Here is a 21,381-nt window from a genome sequence, read left to right as displayed (position 1 = left end):
CGCGCGCCTCTGCCCGGACCATGACGGTCTGTCAACGATCAGCAGATTGTTTCAGCGGCGAACCGTTCCGCTTCTGGGACATCGAGTTCGACTATCCACAGGTCGGGGTCCGACCTGCGACGGCGTTCGATATAGGTGGCCAGCGCTTCTGGATCGTCGCCAGTGGCAGGTCCGCAGCGCATCAACGCATAGCCGCCATCAAGGTTCGGCACTCGCTCAAAAAGGCCGATATCCTGTCCCCGATCCAGCGCCTGGACCAGAATGACGCCGCTTATCTCATCGCCTTTGACCAGGATGGTGGCGAATCCTCCAGCTTCGGCGACGCGACGCCGCAGGGCCCCGACCAGCATCGCGCTGGTCAGCCGGGCGTCAGGCGGCATAGCCGGGAAGCGAGGACAGGGGGAATTGCGACCGCATGAAAGTGCCGGTCCCACGGCCGACCTCTTCTCCGTCCGAGTCGATCAGGCTCGCTTCGGCAACATAGACACGCCGCTTACCGCTGATCCAGCGTCCTTCCGCGCGTATCCGTCCCGGCCCGATCGGGCGGGTGAACAACAGGTTGAAGGCGGTCGTCAGCAGGAAGCGATCGCTGACCAGACTGTTCGCCGCGTAGAAGGCGGCATCGTCCAGCATCTTGAAATAAACGGTGCCATGCACGGCGCCGGCCGCGTGGAACTGGCTTTCATCGACGTCGAAATCGATGCGGGACCGGCCTGCTTCTGTAATGACGAGGTCGGATCGGAACAGGCGGTTGATCGGCGCGGAACGATAAAGCTGCTCCAGCGCGCGGAAATGCGCGGCTTCCCCGCTCGGACCGTCAGGCTGCGTCACGCGTCCCGCTGCCTGCAAGGAGCGCATAAAGCGCTTCAGCCGAACTGGCGCCCCGCAGGCGCGCCACATTATGATCGTCGCGCAGGTAACGCGACACGCGCGCCAACGTCTTGAGATGTTCAGCGCCGCTGTCCACCGGCGAAAGCAGAGCGAAGATGATATCGACCGGGGCATCGTCCACGGCATCGAACGGCATGGCGGGATCGGCCAGGATTACCAGCGCACACATGCGGGCCAGTCCTGGGATCTTGGCATGGGGAATGGCGACGCCGCCACCAAAGCCCGTCGAGCCAAGCCGCTCTCGGTCGAACAATGCCTCTGCGACGATCGCAGCATCGAGGCCGTAGGCGTCCGCCGCCAGCGCCGCGATTTTCTGAAACAGCTGTTTCTTGCCATTGATCGTAAGCCGCGCGGCCAGCGCGTCGGGCGAGACGATATCGTTGAACTGTACCATGACCATTCCGAACCAGCCGAGCCGCGCTCAGCCAGGGGGAAGATTATGCGCGTATGCTCGGGGACTGTGAAGCCCGGCCCCATAAGCCGCCCGACCCCGAAGGTCAACAGCGCGGGGCCGGGCCCAACGGGTCAGGCGCGCGGCTCGACCCAGCCGATCGTCCCATCCTGGCGACGATAGACCATATTGTAGGTCGATGTGCCCGCATTCATGAACAGCAGGGCATTGGTGTTGCGCAGGTCAAGCATCATGACAGCATCGGACACGCTCGCCTCTGGAATATCGACGCGCGTTTCCGCGACGATCAGGGGTGCGTCATCGGGCTCTTCCTCGTCGCGGCCGCCGGCAAAGATGGTGTAGCCCGCGCCATCGACATCATCCAGGCTGAAGCCGTTGGCGCGCTGCGCTTCGGCGGCGGCGGCCTGTTGGCTGCGGTCCTTCAGGCGGCGCATATAGCGGCGCAGCTGCTTTTCGATCCGCTCGGCCGCCTGATCAAAGGCCGGATGCGCCTCCTGCGCTTCGCCCGCACCTTTAAGGATAAGACCGGTCATGACATGGCAAACGATGTCGCAATGGAAAGCGCCATGCGGCGCGCCGCGGAAGGTGACCTGGGCGGAAATCGTGCGGGAAAAATATTTCTCGGCCATCGCCTCGAGCCGATCCCAGACATGCTGCTTGAGCGCATCGCCCGTTTCGACCTGATGCCCGGAAACACGAATATCCATATGCCTTCTCCTTGTTCTTGCCGAACCGCCGGGAGGGCGGCCGGGTTGGCGTGAAGGCACAGGTCCCTGCTGGGCCTATGCCTCCTCCAGCCAGAGCGGCCTGTCCAGCGTCGCGACGAACGCGGCGTGCCGTTCCAGCTCCTGCGCGCTCGCCATGAAGACGCGCGCAGGACGAACAGGGCGAACCACGGGACTTTCCGTCAGTTCCACCCTGACGATCTCTTTTGCTTCCTCCTGTGCCAGACCCAGGCCGATCTGCCGGCCACCAGTCAGTTCGATGTAAAGCTGCGCCAGCAATTCGGCATCCAGCAACGCGCCATGCTTGACCCGATGGCTGCGATCGATGCCGTAGCGTGTGCAGAGCGCGTCGAGGCTGTGCTTGGCGCCCGGATGCAGCTGCCGGGCGATCGCGACCGTGTCGATCATGCGATGCATGCCGACTTCCGGATGGCCGCATAATGTCAGTTCATGATTGAGGAATCCGAAATCGAAGCGCGCATTGTGCGCGACGAGCGGGCTGTCCTCCAGAAAATCGAGCAGTTCGAGCGCACCAGCCGCAAAGACCGGGTGCTTGGCCAGGAAATCGGCGGACAGGCCATGCACGGCAAAGGCCGCCGCCGGCATATCGCGTTCGGGGTGATAATAAGCGTGGAACGTGCGTCCGGTCGGCACCCGGTTGACCAGCTCGATACAGCCAATCTCCACCATCCGGTCGCCGGATGCGGGGTCGAACCCCGTCGTTTCGGTATCGAAAATAATCTCGCGCATCGCCCTCGCAATCGACTCTGTGGGCCAACCCTTATCTGCCTGTCTTGCGGCCAAGGCAAGCGACCAGAGCGCGGACCTGTGCGGCCGTTCCGGCCAAAGTTGTGCCCGTGTCGATGATATAATCGGCCTTTGACCGCTTTACAGTATCCGGCGTCTGCAAATTCAGGATCTGTCGGAATTTCCCTGCCGTCATGCCCGGCCTGGCCAGCACCCGCCGCCGCTGTTTCCAGGCCGGCGCGGTGACGACGATCACGCCGTTCAGTCGCCTGTCGCCACGGGTTTCGAACAGGAGCGGAATGTCGAGAATGACGAAGGCACGGGCGCGGTGGCGTTGCAGGAACCGCTTGCGCCGCGCATGGACCGCGGGATGGACGATCGCCTCCAGCGCCTTGCGCGCTTCCGGGTTGCCGAAGACGGCGGCGCCCAGCCTTGCTCGGTCCACGCCCTTGGGGCCAGTGGTTCCGGGAAAGCGCGCTTCGATGGCGGGAAGCAGCGGACCGTCCGGTCCTTGCAGGTGATGCACCTCGGCATCAGCGTCGAATACCGGCACGCCCGCCCGGCGGAACATGGCCGCGACGGTCGATTTGCCCATGCCGATCGAGCCGGTGAGGCCATAGACCTTCATGACTGTGCGGCGAGCAGCCGTTCGCGCAATTCCCCGTCCAGGTCGCGAGGCGGCTGCGCGTCAAAGAATATGTCGAAGGCCAGCGCCGCCTGTCCAATCAGCATTTCAAGGCCATCGAGCGTCCGCAAATCGCGGATGCGGGCAGCTTTAAGCAAGCCGGTTTCCAACGGGGCATAGACGATGTCGTAGACGATCGCCTTTTCGGGCAACGGCGTCAGGTCAAGATCGAGCGCGGGCTGCCCCGCCATGCCGAGCGAGGTCGAATTGACCAGCAAGTCAACGGCGGGCAGCGCATCGGCCATGCCAAGCACCTGGCCCTTCACCCGGGCGCGATTGAGCAGCGCCTGCCCCTTGGCCGCGTCGCGCGCCATGATGCTGATGTCGGGAACGCCAAGGCTTGCGAGCGCGAACAGGATCGCACGCGCCGCGCCGCCCGATCCGACGATGACCGCGCTGCTGCCCTTCCACCCTTCGCGCAGCAGGGGCTGGAGGAAGCCGCCGGCGTCGGTGTTGGTGCCGATCAGCGGCCCGCCGGTTTCCGATGCGATGGTGTTGACCGCCCCGATCCTGTCGCGCACCCCACCCGGATCATCGACATAGTCGAGCACCGCGATCTTGTGCGGAATGGTGACGTTGCAGCCCAGCCAGTCCGGGTCGGCCCGGCGCTCAAGAAAATAGCTGCCAAGGCCCTCGGCCCTCACATGCGTCTTGCGATATTCCGCCTCGATATTGAGCGCCTCAAGCCAGAAATTATGGATGAGCGGCGACTGGCTATGTGCGATCGGATCACCGATCACCTCGGCATAGGGGAGCTTGTCTGTCATGCCTTCAGAACGCCGCGGACGCGCAGAAAGTCAAGCAGCGGAAGCAGCGGCAGGCCCTGAATGGCGAACTGGCTGCCTTCCACCCGGCTGAACAGCTGCGCGCCCGGCCCTTCGATCCGGTAGCAGCCCACGCACCAGCGGCATTCGTCCCAGTCGCTGTCCAGATAGGCGGTGATAAAGTCGTCCGACAACGGTCGCATGGTCATGCGCACCCGCTCGACATGGCGCCAGATCGGCTCTCCGTTGAGGATGATGACGGCGGCGCTGTGGAGGTGATGCGTCCGGCCCGAAAGCTGGCGCAGGATGCGCTCCGCATCAGCCCGATCGACAGCCTTGTCGATCATCTCGCCCCGTTCCGCGCCGTCGCCGATGCTGAGCGTCTGGTCACAACCCAGCACCAGCGCGCCGGGCACACGGCGCGATACTTTGAGCGCCTTGAGTTCCGACAAAGCATCGGCGAGCGCGCGCGCGTCCAGCCCGTCGGCGCGCAGCGCTTCCTTGGCGGCATCTTCGTCCACGCCGGGGGATAGCGCCTCAAAGGGCACCTGCGCCGCGCTCAGCAACGCCCGGCGGCTGGCGCTTTGCGAGGCAAGGACGATCATGCGCCATCTCCTTCGGCCAGAACGCGGTCGTTGAAAAGGTTGATGATCGCCGCGGCTGCTTCCTCGATCGACCGCCGCGTCATATCGATGACGGGCCAGCCATGGTCAGCGAACATGCGGCGGGCAAAGGCGAGTTCATCCTGCACCTTGTCGATATCGACATAGGCGGTTTCGGGCGCCTGGTTGAGCGAGAGCAAGCGGTTGCGGCGTATCTGCACCAGCCGTTCGGGACTGACAGTCAGCCCGACGACCATCGGATGACGCAGCGTGTAAAGGCTGCGCGGCGGCGGCGATTCCGGAACCAGCGGGATATTGGCGGTCTTGTAGCCGCGATTGGCAAGATAGATGGAGGTCGGCGTCTTGGACGCGCGCGATACCCCCGCCAGCACGATATCGGCCTCCTCCCAATTTTCATGGCCCACGCCGTCATCATGGGCGATGGTGAACTGGATCGCCTCGATCCGCGCGAAATAGGCTTCGTCCAATATATGTTTGCGGCCCGGCCGGGTGCGGGTTTCCTGCCCCAATATGTTGGAGAGGGCATCGGCCACGCTGTCGAGCGCCGCCACATGCGGCAGGCCAAGCGCGCGGCATCGCGTTTCCAGCCGCCGCCGCAGCATATGGTTCGTCAGCGTGAACAGCACGAGCCCCGGATTGGCGGCGATATCCTCCATGATCCGATCAAGATGGACTTCCGATCGCACCATGGGCCAGAAATGGCGGATCGCCTCGACATTTTCGAACAGGCCGATCGCCGCCTTGGCGATGTTTTCCAGCGTTTCCCCGGTAGAGTCCGACAGGAGATGGAGGTGGATGCGCGCCATGTGCCCATCTGTGTGGAAGGGCTGTGGATAAAGCAAGGGAGGAATCAGTGGATGATCGGCTGGTCATTCCTGCTCCCCACTGACCGGATTCTTATCCACAACCCTCCCACAGGCGCTCAATTTCATCCACAGCCTGTGGATAGCGGGGATAGGGAAGCTGACTCGGATGCGATTGCGTCGATCGTCAGAGTCAATCTGTTGGCAATTATGGGCACAGCGCAGTAACCCCGCTGCCAACGCACCAACATCTGCATCATCCTTTTTGAATCTTAATTAAGTGAGAGTCTGATGAGCCTGAACGCCCCGGCCCGAATTGCCGACAAGACCTTATTGGGCGTGCTGCGGGGCGAGCAGCCGGCCGTGCCGCCCGTCTGGCTGATGCGTCAGGCGGGACGCTACCTGCCCGAATATCGCGCCCTGCGCGCCGACAAGGGCGGGTTTCTGGAGCTGGTCTATGATAGCGCCGCGGCGGCGGAAGTGACGCTGCAACCCTTGCGCCGGTTCGGCTTTGACGGGGCGATCCTGTTTTCCGATATTCTGATCATACCCTATGCCATGGGGCAAAATCTGTGGTTCGAAGCTGGCGAAGGCCCGCGTTTAGCGCCCATCCTGGCGGAAACCGACCTGTCCGCGCTGACGCCCGACTGGTCGCGCTTCGATGCGATCTATGAAACGGTGCGCCGGGTAAAGGCCGCATTGGACCCTGATGTCACCTTCCTGGGCTTTGCCGGAAGTCCCTGGACGATCGCGACCTATATGGTGGCGGGACAGGGCAGCAAGGATCATGGCGCGGCGCGGCGCATGGCCTATTGCGAGCCCGACCGCTTCGCCGCGCTGATCGACGCGATCATCGATGCGACCGTCACGTATCTTAGCGGCCAGATCGAGGCCGGGGTGGAGGCCGTGCAGCTGTTCGACAGCTGGGCCGGCAGCCTGTCGCCGATCCAGTTCGAACGCTGGGTGATAGACCCCAATCGCCGCATCGTCGCTGCGCTGAAAGAGCGCCATCCCGACATCCCGGTCATCGGCTTTCCCAAGGGGGCGGGCGCGAAGCTGGCCGATTATGCGGCGCAAACCGGCGTCGACGCCGTTGGCGTCGATGAAACCATCGACCCGCGCTGGGCGCATGAGGCCTTGCCGGCCGGCATGCCCGTGCAGGGCAATCTCGATCCCCTGGCGCTGATTGCCGGCGGGCGCGCGGTGGAGGAAGCGGTGGACGCCATCCGATCTGCCTTTGCGGACCGCCCGCATATCTTCAACCTTGGCCATGGCATTTTGCCCGACACGCCCATTGCGCATGTCGAGGCGCTTCTTAGCTATGTGCGACAGCAAGGAGATTGCAGCTGATGGCCTATCTTGGCGCCGCCTATCTGTGGGTGAAGGCCGCCCATCTGATCTTCGTCATCTTCCTGATGGCGGGCTTGTTCATGATGCCGCGTTTCTTCGTCTATCATCAGGAAACCGTGCCGGGATCGCCCGAGGACCAGCGCTGGATCGAACGCGAAGGCCGGTTGCTCAAGATCATCCTCAACCCCTCGCTGGTACTGGTCTGGGTGCTGGGGCTGATGCTGATGGTGGAGATCGGCGCGTGGCAGTTCGGCTGGTTCCACCTCAAGCTGCTCTTCGTGCTGGGCTTGACCGGCTATCATGGCTGGATCGCGAGCTACACGAAGAAGCTGGCCAAGGGGCAGCGGCCGCTTGGCGACCGGCAATTGCGATTGCTGAACGAAATTCCGGGGATCGCCGCCGCCGTCATCGTGATCGCGGTAATCGTGAAGCCCTTCTGACAAAGGGCTATACGATCAGGCCGGATCGACCGCGATATTGTCGATGAGACGCGTCGTGCCGATCTTCGCTGCGCCCAGCAGCCGCGCCGGGCGATCGAGCCTGTGCATTGGCTCCAGCGTCGCCGCGTCGCACAGGGTCACATAGTCGATCGGGCCGAACCCATGGGCCGACAGCATCGCAATCGCCCGCGCCAGGGCGCCATCCACCGGATCGCCCCGTTCGATCTGCCGCTTGGCTTCGCCCAGTGCGCGCGGGAGCGCCAGCGCCTTTTTCCGGTCTTCGTCGGTCAGATAGGCATTGCGCGACGACAAAGCGAGGCCGTCCTCGGCGCGCTGCGTCGGCAGGCCGATAATCTCGATTGGCAGATCCAGATCGGCCACGAAGCGGCGGATGACGGCAAGCTGCTGATAATCCTTCTCGCCAAAAATCGCGACATCGGGCCGGACTTGGTTGAACAACTTGGTCACGACCGTGGCGACACCGTCGAAATGGCCGGGCCGGGCCGCGCCATCCAGCCCTTCGCTGATGCCCGACACGCTGATGTTGGTGGCAAAGCCGGCGGGATACATGACATCCACGCTGGGCATCCAGAGGATGTCAGCGCCAGCGGCCTGCAGCATCTGCGCGTCCTTGGCTTCACGCCGGGGATAGGCATCCAGATCCTCATTGGGGCCGAATTGCCGGGGATTGACGAAGATCGACACGACGACATGGCGACCATGACGGCGCGCTTCCTCCACCAGGGCCATATGCCCGTCATGAAGGGCGCCCATGGTCGGCACCAGGGCGATCGGTCGGCCATCGCTGCGCAGGGCATCGACAGCGGCGCGGAGGGCGGGCAGGTCACGCAGCGTTTGCACGGGAGGATGGGCTCCGATAAGGGCGAGGAAAGAATGCGCGTCCTGCTAGGCTGGTGCCGGCGCGAGCGTCAATAATCATTGCGACAGTCAACGGGGTTATCAGGGGCAATGGGCAATCCTCAGCCGCATCTCATCATCTTCGCCAATGAAAAGGGCGGCACGGGCAAATCGACGACGGCCGTTCATACCGCCATCGCGCTGAGCGCCCTGGGGCACAAGGTCGGCCTCATAGACCTCGACCCGCGCCAGCGGACCGTCACCCGCTATATGGAAAATCGCGTCGAAACCGCGCGTCGCCGCGGTATCGATCTGCCGGTGCCGGATTTTTCGGTGTTCACGGGCGACAGTACCGATGCACTGGACGATCAGGTGATCGCCATGGCCCAGGGTCAGGATTTCCTGGTCGTCGATACGCCTGGGCGCGACGATGTGTTCGCGCGGCATCTCGCCCCGCACGCCAATACGCTGGTGACGCCGATGAACGACAGTTTCGTCGATTTCGACCTCATCGGCCAGGTTGATCCTGAAACCTTCAAGGTGCGGCGCCTGTCCTTCTATTCGGAACTGATCTTCGACGCGCGCAAGACGCGGGCCAAGGTGGATGGCGTCACGATCGACTGGGTGGTGCTGCGCAACCGCGTCCAGCATCATGATGCGCGCAACAAGAAGCGCGTGGGCGACGCGCTGATGGAATTGTCGCGCCGGGTTGGCTTTCGCGTCATTCCCGGACTCTCGGAACGCGTGATCTTTCGCGAGCTTTTCCCATCGGGCCTCACCCTGCTGGACAAGGGGCATCTGGGCGAACTGGGCGTCAGCCACATTGCGGCGCGACAGGAATTGCGGGAGATGGTGGCGGGATTTGCCCTGCCGACGCAGGGTGGGACCGCGTCGGTGGACCTGCTTGGCGCGGCCTGATGGGCGTTTTAACGCTGCTGATCGCGGCGCTTGCCATCTGGCTGATCTGGACCGGCAAGCTGCAGCGCATGACGGCGAAGGACGGCATGGCGCTGGGCGCGGCGCTGGTGGGCGCCGTGCTGGCGGCGAAGGGCAAGCCGCTCATTGGCGCGCCGTTGCTGATCAGCGCGGCGCTGTTCTTCGCGCGGCAGGGCAAGGCGCGCGTGCGCCGGCGCAAGCGGGTCGTTCCTCCCGCTGCGCCCGCCGATCCGGCTGACATCGTGCGGGCGCGGGCTTTGCTGGGATTGGGCCCCGATGCCGATCCGGACGCGATACGCGCGGCGCATCGTCGTTTGATCGCATCGGTTCATCCGGACAAGGGTGGGACCGAGGCGCTGGCGGCACAGATCAATGCCGCGCGCGATCTGCTGCTGCGGGACCAGGCCGAACGGTGAGCCATCGCTTCGACCCCACGCTGCTGCGCGATTATGACCTGCGCGGCACCGTGGGTCGAACATTGCATGAGGCCGATGCCTGGGCACTGGGGCGCGGTTTCGGGACAATCGTCGCGCGCGGCGGTGGGCGGCGGGTCGCTGTGGCTTATGACGGGCGGCTGAGTTCCCCGATGCTGGAAGCGGCCCTGGTCGACGGGCTGGTGGCGACCGGCGTCGATGTGGTGCGGATCGGCCTGGGGCCGACGCCGATGCTATATCATGCCGAAATGACGGGCGATGTGGATGGCGGCATTCAGATAACCGGCAGCCATAATCCCGCCGATCAGAATGGCTTCAAGCTGGTGAAGGGCCATGCGCCCTTTTTCGGGGCCGAGATTCAGGCGATGGGCGCGCTCTGCGCCGCCGGTGACTGGGACGATGGTAGAGGCCGCGTCGAAAACTGCGCGATGCTGGACGACTATGTCACCCGCATGATGCAGGGCTTTGACGGTTCGGCCTGCCGTGTCGGTTGGGACGCGGGCAATGGCGCGGCCGGACCGGCGGTCGAGCGCCTGACGCAATTGCTGCCGGGTGAGCATCATCTGCTCTTCACCGACATAGACGGCCATTTTCCCCATCATCATCCCGATCCCAGCCAGGACGCCAATCTGGCCGACCTGCGCGCCCTGGTCCTGGACAAGCAGCTCGATTTCGGTGTGGCTTTTGATGGAGATGGCGATCGGATCGGTGTGATTGACGGGCAGGGTCGCGCCATCCCCGGCGATCTGCTGCTTGGGCTATTTGCCCAGCAGGTGGTCAAAGTCCGGCCTGGCGCGCCGATCGTGGCCGACGTCAAGACCAGCCAGACCGTGTTCGACCGGATTGCCGCGCTGGGTGGCCAACCCGTGATGTGGAAAAGCGGCCACAGCCATATCAAGTCCAAAATGAAGCAGATTGCCAACCCGCTGGGCGGGGAAACGACGGGGCACCTCTTCTTCGCCGATGATTATCCCGGCTATGACGATGGATTATATGCCGCCGTCCGGCTGATCCGCGCCGTTGGCGAATGGCGGCAAAGCGTGACCGCCCTCGTCGATGGCCTGCCCGCCAGCGCCATCACGCCGGAAATCCGCATATCCGTGCCGGAAGCGCGAAAATTTGCGATAGTGGACGAGGTGCGTGGGCGCCTGGAGGCCATGGGCGCCGACCTAAATCGGGTCGATGGCGTGCGCGTGCACGCGCCGCGGGGATGGTGGTTGCTCCGTGCGTCCCATACGGAGGCGGCGCTGGTGATGCGGGCCGAAGCCGACACCGAATCGGCGTTGGCAGAATTGATCGAGATGCTTGATTCGCAGCTGCGGGCTTCGGGTATCCAGAGAGGATGACGGCGAAAATCAGCAGAAAGCGATATGGAGCTGGCTTAAGATCTGAATATCAATTCGCAACTTTCCTTTACGGAAAGCTGTCTTCCGGGCTCCAGTTGCAGAAAATGCAATCGCCGTTAATCCATTCGCATTTGCGATAATCCGCGTTGCACCGCACAAAGATCGGGCCTTTCAGGCATCCTCTCCTAAAACTTCAAGGCCGCCTTTCCGGGCGGCTTTTTTTTGTCTCGGCCATGGCCCGATGGCGTTCGGCAGCCGTAGCGTCACCATGTCGTATGCACGCAACAAGGCCAGCAAAAGTGCGGCGAACAGCGGCGGATATACTGGAAATTCGCATCATCTTTGATAAGCCGCCTGCGTTACCGGCTGGTTCGCGCGGTGAAGGCCGCGTCTAACCCGGACCGAAGAAGAGTCGCCAACAATAGAGGATGCACCCCCATGTCATTGACCCGCCTATCCTGGTCCCTTGTCGCCACCGCCGCCTTGGCTGCGCCCGTTCCCGCGCTGGCCGGCGGTTTCTATCTGCAGGAACAGTCGCCGATCGAAATTGGCCGGGCACTGTCGGGCGGCGCAGCGGCGGGGGATGATCCGTCCACCATCTATTTCAATCCGGCGGCGATGACGCAGCTTCAGGGCGTGCAGCTGTCCGCTGGCGCCTCAGCCCTGATGGCGTCGGCGCATCAGACCAATCGTGGCAGCTATCGTTCGGTCCCCGGATCGACCGTGCAAGTGCCCGTGACGGGCGGCGATGGCGGCAATCCGTTCGAAAGCGTCATTCCGGTACCCAGCTTTTACGCCAGCGCGCAGGTGACGGACAAGCTGTGGCTGGGCCTGGGCGTCAACGCGCCCTTTGGGCTGAAGCTGGAATATGATGATGATTTCTTCGGGCGGTACGACTCGCTCTACACCGACCTTAAAACCTACAATATCCAGCCATCGGCCGCCTATAAGCTGACCGACAATCTGTCGATCGGCGGTGGCGTCGACGTGCAATATGTGAAGGCGACGCTGACCAATGCGCTGCCGCAGGTGTCGCCGCTCGTCCCGACCGATGGTTTCACCAGCCTGAAGGGCAATGACTGGTCGGTCGGCTGGAACGCGGGCCTGTTCTACACCACGGGCGACACCAATTTCGGCGTCCATTATCGCTCCGGCATCAGCCACAAGCTGCAAGGGACCCAGATCATCTCGGGCCTGGCCGCGCCGCTGACAGCCGCCAATGGCGAATTCGCCGCGACCGCGCCGCTCGACCTGCCCGATATCGTCACCGTCAGCATGATGCACCGCCTGACGCCGCAGCTGCGCGCGATGATCACCGGCAAATGGTATAATTGGTCGAAGTTCAAGGGCATCGCGGTCACGTCCGCGACCGGCACGACCAATAAGGAACTGGATTACAAGGACAGCTATTCGGTCAGCGTCGGCGGCGAATATGATGTCAGCCCGGCGCTGACGCTGCGCGCCGGCACGATGTTCGACCGCACGCCGACCAATCCGCAATATCTGACCACCCGCGTGCCCGATGGCGACCGCGTCTGGCTGACCGGCGGCGCGACCTGGAACATGTCGGAAATGATGGCGCTCAACCTCAGCTACGCGCACACCTTCGTCGAAAAGGCGAACATCATTCGCCCCGACAGCTATTTCCCGGCGCCGGCCACCGTAACCGCCACCACGCTGGCGCAGACCAGCGGCAATGCCGATCAGGTCGCGGCGTCGCTGACCGTCCGCTTCTGATCCGGGCGTGCGATTGTGCGCGTCGGCGGTTTCAACCCGGCGCGTGAAGGACTATAGGGGCTTCGTAACCACGGAGCCCCTTTTTCATGTCCGACCATAATCCCGGCCTGCGTCCCTGGCGCGATATCGCCCGTCGCCAATGCCGGCAGATCATGGTCGGCAATGTGCCGGTGGGTGGAGGCGCCCCGGTCAGCGTGCAGACGATGACCAATACGCCCACCCACGACGTCAGGGCGACGATCGACCAGATCCGTCGCTGCGAGGAGGTGGGCGTGGACATCATCCGCGTGTCCTGCCCCGACGAGGCGTCGACCGCCGCCTTGAAGCAGATCGTGCGCGCCGCCCGCGTGCCGATCGTCGCGGATATCCATTTCCATTACAAGCGCGCGCTGGAGGCCGCCGATGCGGGCGCGGCCTGCCTGCGGATCAATCCCGGCAACATCGGCAGCGAGGCGCGGGTCAAGGAAGTGGTGGACGCGGCCAAGGCGAATGGCTGCTCCATCCGCATCGGCGTCAACGCCGGCAGTCTCGAAAAGGATTTGCTGGAAAAATATGGCGAACCCTGCCCCGAAGCGCTGGTCGAAAGCGCGCTCGACCATATCAAGCTGCTTCAGGATCAGGATTTCCACGAATACAAGGTCGCGGTGAAGGCCAGCGACGTGTTCCTGGCCGTCGCCGCCTATGCGAGCCTTGCCGAGGCGGTCGATTGTCCGCTGCATCTGGGCATTACCGAAGCGGGCGGCCTGATCGGCGGCACGGTGAAAAGCGCCATCGGCATCGGCAATCTGCTTTGGGCCGGCATTGGCGACACTATCCGCGTGTCCCTGTCCGCCGAACCGGAAGAGGAAGTGCGGGTCGGCTATGAGATATTGAAGTCGCTCGGCATCCGCACCCGCGGCGTGAAGGTGATTTCCTGCCCCAGCTGCGCGCGGCAGGGCTTTGACGTGATCCGCACCGTGCAGGCGCTGGAGGAGCGGCTCCAGCATATCCATACGCCCCTGTCGCTCTCCGTCCTCGGCTGCGTCGTCAACGGCCCGGGTGAAGCGCGCGAAACCGACATTGGCCTGACCGGCGGCGGGGCGGGCAAGCATATGGTCTATTTGTCGGGTGTCACCGACCATATAGTTCAGGACGCCGATATGGTCGACCATATCGTCCGTCTGGTGGAAGCCAAGGCGGCCGAGATCGAAGCGGCCAAGCTGGAGGCCGAATCCACGGACGCCGGCAAGGTCGAAGCGGCCGAATAGGACAAAGCGCAACCATGGACGCCTCACCGCCGCATAATGTCGCGGCCCCTTTTGTCGTCTGTTGCCTGGGCGTCGCGTTGTTCTCTGTGATGGATGCGACGATGAAAGGGCTGGGGCTGGCGATTGGGCTCTACAATGCCCTTTTCTGGCGGGCGCTCGCGGGGACGGTGCTAGGCCTTATATTGATGCTGGCGACGCGGCAGCGCTGGCCCGGCGCGGCGGTGCTGCGCATCCATCTGCTGCGCGGCGTCGTGGTCGCCTTCATGGCGGCGCTCTTTTTCTGGGCGATTTTGCGCTTGCCGCTCGCCGAAGCGATCGCCCTGTCGTTCATCGCGCCGCTGATCGCGCTCTATCTGGCGGCGTGGCTGCTCAGGGAACGCGTCGGGCGGCGCGCGATCGGCGCGTCGCTCCTGGGTCTGACCGGCGTTGCGGTCATATTGTCCGGTCGGTTGCAGGGGCGCTACGAGCCCGATGCCCTGCTCGGCGCGCTGGCGGTGCTGGCGTCCGCGGTGCTCTTCGCCTGGAACCTCATCATCCAGCGCAAGCAAGCGCAGCTGGCCTCCCCGATCGAGGTCGCCTTCTTTCAGCATCTTGTCATGCTGGGGGTCTTTGCCCTGGCAGCGCCCTTCTGGCTGGCAATGCCGCCGCTGGACGCCGCCCCGCTGGTGCTCCTCGCCGCAACCCTCGCCTTCACCTCGCTCGCGGTGCTGGCCTGGGCCTATGCCCGCGCGGAGGCGCAGCGCCTGATACCGATCGAATATAGCGCCTTCATCTGGGCGGCGATCATCGGCTGGCTGATCTTTGGCGAGCCATTGACGCTGGCGACGCTGGCGGGCGCCTTGCTGATCGTTGCCGGCTGCCTTATCGCGGCGCGCTCGAAACGGGCGGCAATCGCCCATGTGGAGGCAGGGACGGCATGAGCAGCATCCTAGTGCGCGCGGCGCAGGCCGACGACATCGACACGATCCACGGCTTCATCCTGGCGCTCGCCGAGTATGAACGGCTGGCGCATGAGGTGAAGGCGGACCGCGACATGCTTGGCCGCTACCTGTTCGGACCCCGTCCGATGGCGGAAGTGCTGATCGCGGAGGCGGACGGATCGGCGGTGGGCTTTGCCTTGTTCTTCCATAATTTTTCTACTTTTGAAGGGCGACCGGGCCTGTATCTGGAGGATCTGTTTGTGCTGCCGGAGGCGCGCGGGCGGGGTGCGGGCAAGGCGTTGCTGGCGCGCCTCGCGGCGCTCGCGATCGATCGGGACTGCGCGCGGCTGGAATGGTCGGTGCTGGACTGGAATGAACCGTCCATCGCCTTCTATAGGGCGCTGGGTGCACGCGCGATGGACGAATGGACCGTCCAGCGGGTCGATGGGCAGGCACTGGTTCGCCTGGCTGCGCTCCCGTCGTAAGCCAGGCCTCGGCACGACAGGCTGAAGGTCCGCGGGCTTGACGCGGACTCCCCCCTCGGCGCATTGTGCCGAAACGGAACATTTGGGGGACACAGACAGGATATGGCCGTCGGCCGCACCGTCAAACGCACGCCGGAATGGCGTGAAATGCTCAAGCGCAGCCTGATCCGCAGCGGCGCGCTGATTGGCGCGATCGCGCTGGTGCTGGGGACCTTGTTCCTGGCGCTGGCGCTGCTCAGCTATGCGCCGAGCGATCCGTCGATGAACACGGTCGCGGGCGATCATGTCGCCAACATCATGGCCGCGCCCGGCGCCTGGGCGGCCGATTTTCTGCTCTGGCTGCTGGGTGTGCCGGTGGCGCTGATCCTGCCGCTGATGGCGGTCACGGCCCGTCGGCTCTGGGGCGACCAGGATATGCAGGGGTGGAAGGGCCAGTTCGGCAAATGTCTGTTCGGCATCATTCTGATCGGCATTGCCCTTTCCCTGTTCCAGACCGATCCCCTGGTCGGTCTGCCTGCCGGTTGGGGCGGAGTGATCGGGTTGGTCACGGCCAAGGGAATTGGCAGCCTGCTGGCGCAGGCTCCGGCCGCCGCTCCTTGGATCAAGGGTGGCGTGATCGTGCTGGCGCTGATCATCGGGCTGTTCATCTGTTATCGCAGTCTGGCGCTGGAAAAGCCGATCATCGCGCTGCGTCGCCCGACCCTTCCGCGATTGACCCTGCCGCGTCCCAGTCTGGCGCTGGCGGGAAGCCCGGCCGCTGAACCGATGTCGCAGGCGGAGGAGGAAGAGGAGCGCGTCATCGCGCCGCGCCGCCAGGTATCGAACGAGCCCAAGCCGCCGATCACGATCCAGGCGCCCAAGCCCGCCCCGGTGCAGCGCGCCATGGCCCCCGTCAGTCAGGACGATCTGTTCGGCAACAGTTCGCTGCCCTCGCCCGATCTGCTCAATCCCATTCCTGCCAATCAGGGTGGCAAGATCGACAAGGCCGCGCTGGAGCGCAACGCCCGGCTGCTCGAATCGGTGCTCGACGATTTCCATGTGAAGGGCAACATCACCGAGGTCCGCCCTGGCCCGGTCGTCACCATGTATGAGCTGGAACCCGCGCCGGGTATCAAGGCAAGCCGCGTCATCGCGCTGGCCGACGACATTGCGCGTAACATGTCGGCCCTGTCGGCCCGCGTCGCGACGATTCCGGGGCGCACGGTCATCGGCATCGAACTGCCCAATGCCAATCGGGAGGGCGTGTCCTTCCGCGAACTCATTACCAGCGAGCAATTCGGCCAGGAAGCAACTTTGCCGATCATTCTTGGCAAGAATATTTCGGGCGAGCCGATCATCGCGGACCTCGCCCCCATGCCGCATCTGCTGATCGCGGGCACCACCGGGTCGGGCAAGTCGGTGGGCCTCAATGCGATGATCCTGTCGCTGCTCTATCGCATGACGCCCGACCAGCTGCGCCTCATCATGATCGATCCCAAGATGCTGGAATTGTCGACCTATGACGACATCCCGCATCTGCTGTCGCCGGTCGTGACCGAACCGAGCAAGGCGATCCGCGCGCTCAAATGGGCGGTGGAGCAGATGGAGGACCGCTACCGCATGATGGCGTCCATTTCGGTCCGCAATCTCGCCAACTATAACGAGAAGGTGCGCGCCGCCAAGGCCAAGGGCAAGCCGCTCGGCCGGCGCGTCCAGACCGGCTATGATCCCGAAACCGGCAAGCCCATCTATGAGGAGGAGCAGCTCGATTTCCAGCCGCTGCCGCAGATCGTGGTGGTGGTCGACGAGCTGGCCGACCTCATGATGACGGCGGGCAAGGAAGTCGAATTCCTGATCCAACGCCTCGCGCAAAAGGCGCGCGCGGCAGGCATCCACCTGATACTTGCAACCCAGCGCCCATCGGTCGACGTCATCACCGGCGTCATCAAGGCGAATTTGCCGACCCGCATCAGCTTCTTCGTCACCAGCAAGATCGACAGCCGCACCATCCTGGGCGAGCAGGGTGCCGAACAACTGCTGGGCAAGGGCGACATGCTCTATATGCATGGCGGCAAGGGCCTGACCCGCGTTCATGGTCCCTTCGTATCGGATGACGAAGTGCGGATGGTTGCCGACCATTGGCGCGCGCAGGGGCAGCCCGACTATATCTCCGCCGTCACCGAGGAACCGGAGGAAGGCAGCTTTGCGCTCGATGGCGTCGATCTGGGCGATGACAGCCCGGACGCGCAGCTGTTCCGCAAGGCATGTCAGCTGGTGTTCGAAAACCAGAAGGCCTCGACCAGCTGGCTCCAACGGCAATTGCGCGTCGGGTATAACAGCGCGGCGCGCCTGATCGAGCGGATGGAGGAGGAGGGCCTAGTCGGTCCGCCCAACCATGTCGGCCGGCGCGAAGTGCTGCGCGACGAGAATGGCAATCCCATCTGATGCGATTGCAGGGCATGCAATCGTGATCGAAGCCTTCGCATTTGAGTGGACGCCGGCCTGACGACATAAGGAACGGGCCTTTCAGGCATCCTCTCCTAAAAACTTTCAGGGCTGGTCTTCGGACCGGCCCTTTTTTTGATTTGGGCAAGCGGGACGCGGCAGGATTTCGCTTGCGCAAATCCTTGCAGTTTCGGAACGAGCGGGTTCACAGCGGGTTCAAGCCCCGCCTTCTAGGTCAGATCCCACAGGAACGAACCGGAGTTACACGCCATGAAGCGCATCGTTGCGCCCCTTATGCTGGTCCTTGCCTCTGCGCCGCTGGTCATACCGACCGTCCCGGCCACCGCGCAGCAAAACCAGTCGGACCTGTCGCGGGTCAATGCCTATATCCGCGCGGTGACGACCATGACCGCCGATTTCAGCCAGACCGACCGCAATGGCCAGACGCTGACCGGCAAGCTGACGCTGAAGCAGCCCGGCAAGATCCGCTTCCAGTATCAAAAGGGCGTGCCATTGCTGATCGTGGGAGATGGCAAGGCGCTGACCGTCATCGACTATGAGGTGCGGCAGGTCCAGCGTTGGCCGATCGGCAATTCGCCGTTGGGTGCGTTGATCGATCCAAGCAAGGACCTGTCGAAATTCGGCAAGGTGATCCCGACCGACGACCCGTCGATCCTGTCCGTTCAGGCGCGCGATCCCAAACGGCCGGAGTTCGGCACCATCACCATGATCTTCAAGCGCGACGCCGCGAGTCCCGCCGGCTTGCAGCTTTATGGCTGGGTGGCGCTTGATTCGCAGAATAACCGTACGGCCGTGCGCCTGACCAATCAGCGTTACGGGGTGCCGGTGGACAATAATGCCTTTCGCTGGACCGATCCGCGTCCACGTGGCCGTTCCGCAGGCGGCTGACTGGAGCGTCCGGCGCGACGGATGGAAAAACTTTCCGCGCCGTTCATCTGCCGCTCATATCCGCGACGCTAATCAAGATTTCACAGCGGAAGGCAAAACCGGGATTTCCCCCCTGTTACCCGGTCCCCATCTTTCGCTGCGAAGCGCTTCAAGGGCGCGATCGAGACCCCCGTTCCACGCCCCCGGAGCGGGGGTCTTACATTGTCCGCCGCCGGTGAACATGCGGGCGGCTTGCGCAACGTCCCGCACGCTTTTAGGGCAAGCCCATGGCCCAAACCCTCTCCGTCTGCTCCTGGAACATCAACAGCGTCCGCGCCCGCATCGACATCGTCGAACACTTGCTGCGGCAGGAATCCCCCGACATCCTGTGCTTGCAGGAAACCAAGGTGGTGAACGAAACCTTCCCCACCGACATGTTCCGGCGCATGGGCTATGTGCATCAGGTGCTGAACGGTCAGCGCATGCATCATGGGGTGGCGATCCTGAGCAAGGTGCCGATCCATGAAGATGACCGGCTGGACTGGCAGGCCAATGGCGAGGCGCGCCATGTCGGCGTTCGACTGGACAATGGCGTGCGCATCGAAAATGTCTATGTGCCTGCCGGCGGCGACGTACCCGATCGGGAGGTGAACCCCAAGTTCGGCCAGAAGCTGGATTTTCTGGAGCGTATGATCGAATGGTCGGCGGCGCTGGAGGACAAGCCCACCATCCTGACCGGCGATTTCAACATCGCGCCGCTGGAATGCGACGTGTGGAGCCATCGCCAGTTGCTTGACGTGGTCAGTCACACGCCCATCGAATGCGAGATATTGGGGCGGCTACAGGCATCGAACGACTGGGTCGATATCGGGCGTCATTTCCATCCCGCGCCAGCCCGGCTCTACACTTGGTGGAGCTATCGGGCGAAGGACTGGGCGGCGTCCGATCGCGGGCGGCGGCTGGACCATATGTGGATGACCCGCGATGTTGCGGACAAGGCGGTTGGCCACCGCGTGATCGAGCCGGCGCGCAGCTGGATCAAACCGTCGGACCATATTCCGATCATCACGGACTTCGCCTTCTGATGGCGGGCGGGGCGGGGCGCAACGCTGCGCGGGCGATCGACGCGCTGCGCCGCGGCTGGGCGGTGCGGCTGGCCGCGGACGATGGCGCGATCCGCCTGATGGCGATCGAGGGCGCGGATGCGGTGACGCTGGCGGCCTTCGATCCCGACGGCAAAGCCGACATATTGATTTCCGCTGCGCGCGCCGAAACATTGAAACTCGCCAACCAGCTGGCGGCGGCGGATCCCGAACGCCCGGTGCAGATTGAACGCATGCCCTGGATCGATGCGGATGTTGCGACCAGCATCGCCGATCCGGTGCTGGACCTGTCCTCACCGCTTAAAGGACCTTTCCGAGCGCGGCCTCTCGTCAGCCCCCATGCCGCCCAGGCGGCGCTGCGGCTGGCGCGGCTGGCCGGTATCTTGCCGGCCTATTTCGTGAGCGAACCTGATGGCGAGGCAGAGGTGGAGGCAAGCGCCGATGATATAGCTGCCTATGACGACGCGATCCATCTGGCCATAGCTACCCGGGCGCGCCTGCCGGTGTCGGCAAGCGAAACCGCGGAAATCGTCGCCTTTCGCAGTCCTGACGAGCCGCGCGAGCATGTCGCACTGATCGTGGGGAAACGCGATGCGTCCCCGCCGGTTGTCCGGCTGCACAGCGAATGCCTGACCGGGGACGCGCTGGGCAGCCTGAAATGCGATTGCGGCCCGCAATTGCACGAGGCGCTGCACCGGATCGCCGACGCGCCCTGGGGCATATTGCTCTATCTGCGGCAGGAAGGGCGCGGGATCGGTCTGGTCAACAAATTGCGCGCCTATGCGATGCAGGATCAGGGGTTCGACACCGTCGACGCCAATGTCCGGCTGGGCTTTGCGATCGACGCGCGCGACTTTTCGGTCGCGGCGCGGATGCTCGACCTGTTGAATGTGGGCACCGTGCGGTTGCTGACCAATAATCCCAACAAGGTCGCCGGGCTGGAGGCGGCCCGGATCAAGGTCGCCGAACGCCTGCCGATCATCCTGCCGGCCAATCCGCATAATGAACGCTATCTCGCCACCAAGCGCGACCGGACCGGCCACCAGCTTTGAACGTGATCCGCGTCGATTGCGCTGCCGGGCAGCTGAGCTTTGGCGACCTGATGATGGATTGCACGATCGGACGGGGCGGCGCCTGCGTGGCTGCCGACAAGCGGGAAGGCGATGGCTGCACGCCGATCGGGCGTTGGCCGTTGCGGGGTGTGCTGTTGCGGCCGGGCAAGGCGCCGGCGTGCAATATCCACCTGCCCTGGCGCTGGATCCGCGCAGATGATGGCTGGTCCGACGATGGCGCGGACCCCGCCTATAACCGGCCCATCCGACTGCCGCGCGCCTTTTCGGCTGAAAGCCTCATACGCAGCGACGATGCCTATGACGTGATCGTGGTGCTGGGCCATAATGACGCGCCACCCGTCGCAGGGCAGGGGAGCGCCATCTTCTTCCACCTGTCGGAAGGCCGACCGACAGCCGGATGCGTGGCGGTGGAGCGGGCAGACATGCTGCGCCTGCTCCCGATGCTGCGACCCGGCGATGTCATGGACATTCGTCCCTGATCTTCGCGCGC

General features: G+C 63.9%; 24 protein-coding genes. 14 read left to right on the top strand and 10 right to left on the bottom strand.

The features are described 5' to 3' along the window. Positions 1-38: 38 nt before the first annotated feature. From RLDS_RS43590 to RLDS_RS43550, 9 genes are all read right to left on the bottom strand, one after another. The gene (locus RLDS_RS43590; protein WP_021226724.1) at positions 39-380 is read right to left on the bottom strand and encodes a DUF1491 family protein; all 342 of its coding nucleotides are present in this window, start codon (positions 378-380) and stop codon (positions 39-41) included. Next, the gene (locus tag RLDS_RS43585; protein WP_031298387.1) at positions 370-858 is read right to left on the bottom strand and encodes a PaaI family thioesterase; all 489 of its coding nucleotides are present in this window, start codon (positions 856-858) and stop codon (positions 370-372) included. Before RLDS_RS43585 ends, RLDS_RS43590 begins: the two co-directional genes overlap by 11 nt. Then, positions 818-1,285 (bottom strand): PTS sugar transporter subunit IIA, encoded by a 468-nt coding sequence (locus tag RLDS_RS43580; RefSeq protein ID WP_031298385.1) that lies wholly within the window; start codon positions 1,283-1,285, stop codon positions 818-820. Before RLDS_RS43580 ends, RLDS_RS43585 begins: the two co-directional genes overlap by 41 nt. 131 nt (positions 1,286-1,416) lie before the next feature. Further along, positions 1,417-2,010 carry a ribosome hibernation-promoting factor, HPF/YfiA family gene (gene hpf / locus RLDS_RS43575; RefSeq protein ID WP_021226721.1) on the bottom strand — a complete coding sequence of 198 codons (594 nt, stop codon included), beginning with the start codon at positions 2,008-2,010 and terminating at the stop codon, positions 1,417-1,419. 75 nt (positions 2,011-2,085) lie between these two features. Next, a complete protein-coding gene (gene dnaQ / locus RLDS_RS43570) occupies positions 2,086-2,778 on the bottom strand; it encodes a DNA polymerase III subunit epsilon (protein ID WP_021226720.1) in 693 nt (230 codons plus the stop codon). Positions 2,779-2,809: 31 nt separating this feature from the next. Continuing rightward, complete coding sequence (gene coaE, locus RLDS_RS43565; protein WP_021226719.1) at positions 2,810-3,403, bottom strand: dephospho-CoA kinase; 594 nt, start codon at positions 3,401-3,403, stop codon at positions 2,810-2,812. After that, the gene (gene aroE, locus RLDS_RS43560) at positions 3,400-4,227 is read right to left on the bottom strand and encodes a shikimate dehydrogenase (RefSeq protein WP_021226718.1); all 828 of its coding nucleotides are present in this window, start codon (positions 4,225-4,227) and stop codon (positions 3,400-3,402) included. The genes coaE and aroE overlap by 4 nt, the downstream gene beginning before the upstream one ends. After that, on the bottom strand, positions 4,224-4,829 hold the full coding sequence (locus RLDS_RS43555; protein ID WP_021226717.1) for a Maf family protein: 606 nt from the start codon (positions 4,827-4,829) through the stop codon (positions 4,224-4,226). The genes aroE and RLDS_RS43555 overlap by 4 nt, the downstream gene beginning before the upstream one ends. Then, positions 4,826-5,653, bottom strand: coding sequence for a pyruvate, water dikinase regulatory protein (locus tag RLDS_RS43550; RefSeq protein WP_021226716.1), 828 nt, complete (start codon positions 5,651-5,653; stop codon positions 4,826-4,828). The genes RLDS_RS43555 and RLDS_RS43550 overlap by 4 nt, the downstream gene beginning before the upstream one ends. Before the next feature lie 288 nt (positions 5,654-5,941). Here RLDS_RS43550 and hemE point away from each other — a divergent pair, with 288 nt between their 5' ends. Together hemE and RLDS_RS43535 are read left to right on the top strand one after the other, a co-directional pair. Next, positions 5,942-7,000, top strand: a complete 1,059-nt coding sequence (gene hemE, locus RLDS_RS43540) for a uroporphyrinogen decarboxylase (RefSeq protein WP_021226714.1) — start codon at positions 5,942-5,944, stop codon at positions 6,998-7,000. After that, positions 7,000-7,440 (top strand): CopD family protein, encoded by a 441-nt coding sequence (locus tag RLDS_RS43535; RefSeq protein WP_009823316.1) that lies wholly within the window; start codon positions 7,000-7,002, stop codon positions 7,438-7,440. The genes hemE and RLDS_RS43535 overlap by 1 nt, the downstream gene beginning before the upstream one ends. A gap of 15 nt (positions 7,441-7,455) precedes the next feature. Here RLDS_RS43535 and panC read toward each other — a convergent pair whose 3' ends face one another. Next, positions 7,456-8,301 carry a pantoate--beta-alanine ligase gene (gene panC, locus RLDS_RS43530; RefSeq protein ID WP_021226713.1) on the bottom strand — a complete coding sequence of 282 codons (846 nt, stop codon included), beginning with the start codon at positions 8,299-8,301 and terminating at the stop codon, positions 7,456-7,458. A 108-nt stretch (positions 8,302-8,409) separates the two neighbouring features. Between panC and RLDS_RS43525 the strand changes: the two genes are divergently transcribed. From RLDS_RS43525 to RLDS_RS43470, 12 genes are all read left to right on the top strand, one after another. After that, positions 8,410-9,216 carry a division plane positioning ATPase MipZ gene (locus tag RLDS_RS43525; protein WP_021226712.1) on the top strand — a complete coding sequence of 269 codons (807 nt, stop codon included), beginning with the start codon at positions 8,410-8,412 and terminating at the stop codon, positions 9,214-9,216. Next, positions 9,216-9,650, top strand: coding sequence for a J domain-containing protein (locus tag RLDS_RS43520; protein ID WP_021226711.1), 435 nt, complete (start codon positions 9,216-9,218; stop codon positions 9,648-9,650). The genes RLDS_RS43525 and RLDS_RS43520 overlap by 1 nt, the downstream gene beginning before the upstream one ends. Continuing rightward, positions 9,647-11,014, top strand: a complete 1,368-nt coding sequence (gene pgmG / locus RLDS_RS43515) for a phosphoglucomutase/phosphomannomutase PgmG (RefSeq protein ID WP_021226710.1) — start codon at positions 9,647-9,649, stop codon at positions 11,012-11,014. Before RLDS_RS43520 ends, pgmG begins: the two co-directional genes overlap by 4 nt. Before the next feature lie 438 nt (positions 11,015-11,452). Continuing rightward, positions 11,453-12,751 (top strand): OmpP1/FadL family transporter, encoded by a 1,299-nt coding sequence (locus tag RLDS_RS43510; RefSeq protein WP_021226709.1) that lies wholly within the window; start codon positions 11,453-11,455, stop codon positions 12,749-12,751. A gap of 86 nt (positions 12,752-12,837) precedes the next feature. Further along, positions 12,838-13,998, top strand: a complete 1,161-nt coding sequence (gene ispG, locus RLDS_RS43505; RefSeq protein ID WP_021226708.1) for a flavodoxin-dependent (E)-4-hydroxy-3-methylbut-2-enyl-diphosphate synthase — start codon at positions 12,838-12,840, stop codon at positions 13,996-13,998. Positions 13,999-14,012: 14 nt separating this feature from the next. Continuing rightward, positions 14,013-14,918 carry a DMT family transporter gene (locus RLDS_RS43500; RefSeq protein WP_021226707.1) on the top strand — a complete coding sequence of 302 codons (906 nt, stop codon included), beginning with the start codon at positions 14,013-14,015 and terminating at the stop codon, positions 14,916-14,918. After that, positions 14,915-15,403: a GNAT family N-acetyltransferase gene (locus RLDS_RS43495; RefSeq protein WP_021226706.1), complete on the top strand. Its 489-nt coding sequence runs from the start codon at positions 14,915-14,917 to the stop codon at positions 15,401-15,403. Before RLDS_RS43500 ends, RLDS_RS43495 begins: the two co-directional genes overlap by 4 nt. A 102-nt stretch (positions 15,404-15,505) precedes the next feature. Continuing rightward, on the top strand, positions 15,506-17,827 hold the full coding sequence (locus RLDS_RS43490) for a DNA translocase FtsK (RefSeq protein WP_021226705.1): 2,322 nt from the start codon (positions 15,506-15,508) through the stop codon (positions 17,825-17,827). Positions 17,828-18,097: 270 nt separating this feature from the next. Further along, the gene (locus RLDS_RS43485) at positions 18,098-18,736 is read left to right on the top strand and encodes a LolA family protein (protein WP_021226704.1); all 639 of its coding nucleotides are present in this window, start codon (positions 18,098-18,100) and stop codon (positions 18,734-18,736) included. 266 nt (positions 18,737-19,002) lie between these two features. Continuing rightward, positions 19,003-19,800 (top strand): exodeoxyribonuclease III, encoded by a 798-nt coding sequence (locus RLDS_RS43480; protein WP_021226703.1) that lies wholly within the window; start codon positions 19,003-19,005, stop codon positions 19,798-19,800. Then, on the top strand, positions 19,800-20,870 hold the full coding sequence (gene ribA / locus RLDS_RS43475; RefSeq protein ID WP_021226702.1) for a GTP cyclohydrolase II: 1,071 nt from the start codon (positions 19,800-19,802) through the stop codon (positions 20,868-20,870). The genes RLDS_RS43480 and ribA overlap by 1 nt, the downstream gene beginning before the upstream one ends. Then, entirely contained in the window at positions 20,867-21,370 is a 504-nt protein-coding gene (locus tag RLDS_RS43470) for a L,D-transpeptidase family protein (protein ID WP_021226701.1), read from the top strand. The genes ribA and RLDS_RS43470 overlap by 4 nt, the downstream gene beginning before the upstream one ends. Positions 21,371-21,381 lie beyond the last annotated feature (11 nt).

The organism is Sphingobium lactosutens DS20 (assembly GCF_000445105.1).
Lineage (GTDB): Bacteria > Pseudomonadota > Alphaproteobacteria > Sphingomonadales > Sphingomonadaceae > Sphingobium > Sphingobium lactosutens.
This window is presented reverse-complemented; position numbering and strand designations above follow the sequence as displayed.

Coding starts and splice junctions, on each gene's coding strand:
- RLDS_RS43590 (WP_021226724.1), bottom strand. CDS start 380: ATGCCGCCTGACGCCCGGCTGACCAGCGCGATGCTGGTCGGGGCCCTG.
- RLDS_RS43585 (WP_031298387.1), bottom strand. CDS start 858: ATGCGCTCCTTGCAGGCAGCGGGACGCGTGACGCAGCCTGACGGTCCG.
- RLDS_RS43580 (WP_031298385.1), bottom strand. CDS start 1,285: ATGGTACAGTTCAACGATATCGTCTCGCCCGACGCGCTGGCCGCGCGG.
- hpf (WP_021226721.1), bottom strand. CDS start 2,010: ATGGATATTCGTGTTTCCGGGCATCAGGTCGAAACGGGCGATGCGCTC.
- dnaQ (WP_021226720.1), bottom strand. CDS start 2,778: ATGCGCGAGATTATTTTCGATACCGAAACGACGGGGTTCGACCCCGCA.
- coaE (WP_021226719.1), bottom strand. CDS start 3,403: ATGAAGGTCTATGGCCTCACCGGCTCGATCGGCATGGGCAAATCGACC.
- aroE (WP_021226718.1), bottom strand. CDS start 4,227: ATGACAGACAAGCTCCCCTATGCCGAGGTGATCGGTGATCCGATCGCA.
- RLDS_RS43555 (WP_021226717.1), bottom strand. CDS start 4,829: ATGATCGTCCTTGCCTCGCAAAGCGCCAGCCGCCGGGCGTTGCTGAGC.
- RLDS_RS43550 (WP_021226716.1), bottom strand. CDS start 5,653: ATGGCGCGCATCCACCTCCATCTCCTGTCGGACTCTACCGGGGAAACG.
- hemE (WP_021226714.1), top strand. CDS start 5,942: ATGAGCCTGAACGCCCCGGCCCGAATTGCCGACAAGACCTTATTGGGC.
- RLDS_RS43535 (WP_009823316.1), top strand. CDS start 7,000: ATGGCCTATCTTGGCGCCGCCTATCTGTGGGTGAAGGCCGCCCATCTG.
- RLDS_RS43525 (WP_021226712.1), top strand. CDS start 8,410: ATGGGCAATCCTCAGCCGCATCTCATCATCTTCGCCAATGAAAAGGGC.
- RLDS_RS43520 (WP_021226711.1), top strand. CDS start 9,216: ATGGGCGTTTTAACGCTGCTGATCGCGGCGCTTGCCATCTGGCTGATC.
- RLDS_RS43510 (WP_021226709.1), top strand. CDS start 11,453: ATGTCATTGACCCGCCTATCCTGGTCCCTTGTCGCCACCGCCGCCTTG.
- ispG (WP_021226708.1), top strand. CDS start 12,838: ATGTCCGACCATAATCCCGGCCTGCGTCCCTGGCGCGATATCGCCCGT.
- RLDS_RS43500 (WP_021226707.1), top strand. CDS start 14,013: ATGGACGCCTCACCGCCGCATAATGTCGCGGCCCCTTTTGTCGTCTGT.
- RLDS_RS43495 (WP_021226706.1), top strand. CDS start 14,915: ATGAGCAGCATCCTAGTGCGCGCGGCGCAGGCCGACGACATCGACACG.
- RLDS_RS43490 (WP_021226705.1), top strand. CDS start 15,506: ATGGCCGTCGGCCGCACCGTCAAACGCACGCCGGAATGGCGTGAAATG.
- RLDS_RS43485 (WP_021226704.1), top strand. CDS start 18,098: ATGAAGCGCATCGTTGCGCCCCTTATGCTGGTCCTTGCCTCTGCGCCG.
- RLDS_RS43480 (WP_021226703.1), top strand. CDS start 19,003: ATGGCCCAAACCCTCTCCGTCTGCTCCTGGAACATCAACAGCGTCCGC.
- ribA (WP_021226702.1), top strand. CDS start 19,800: ATGGCGGGCGGGGCGGGGCGCAACGCTGCGCGGGCGATCGACGCGCTG.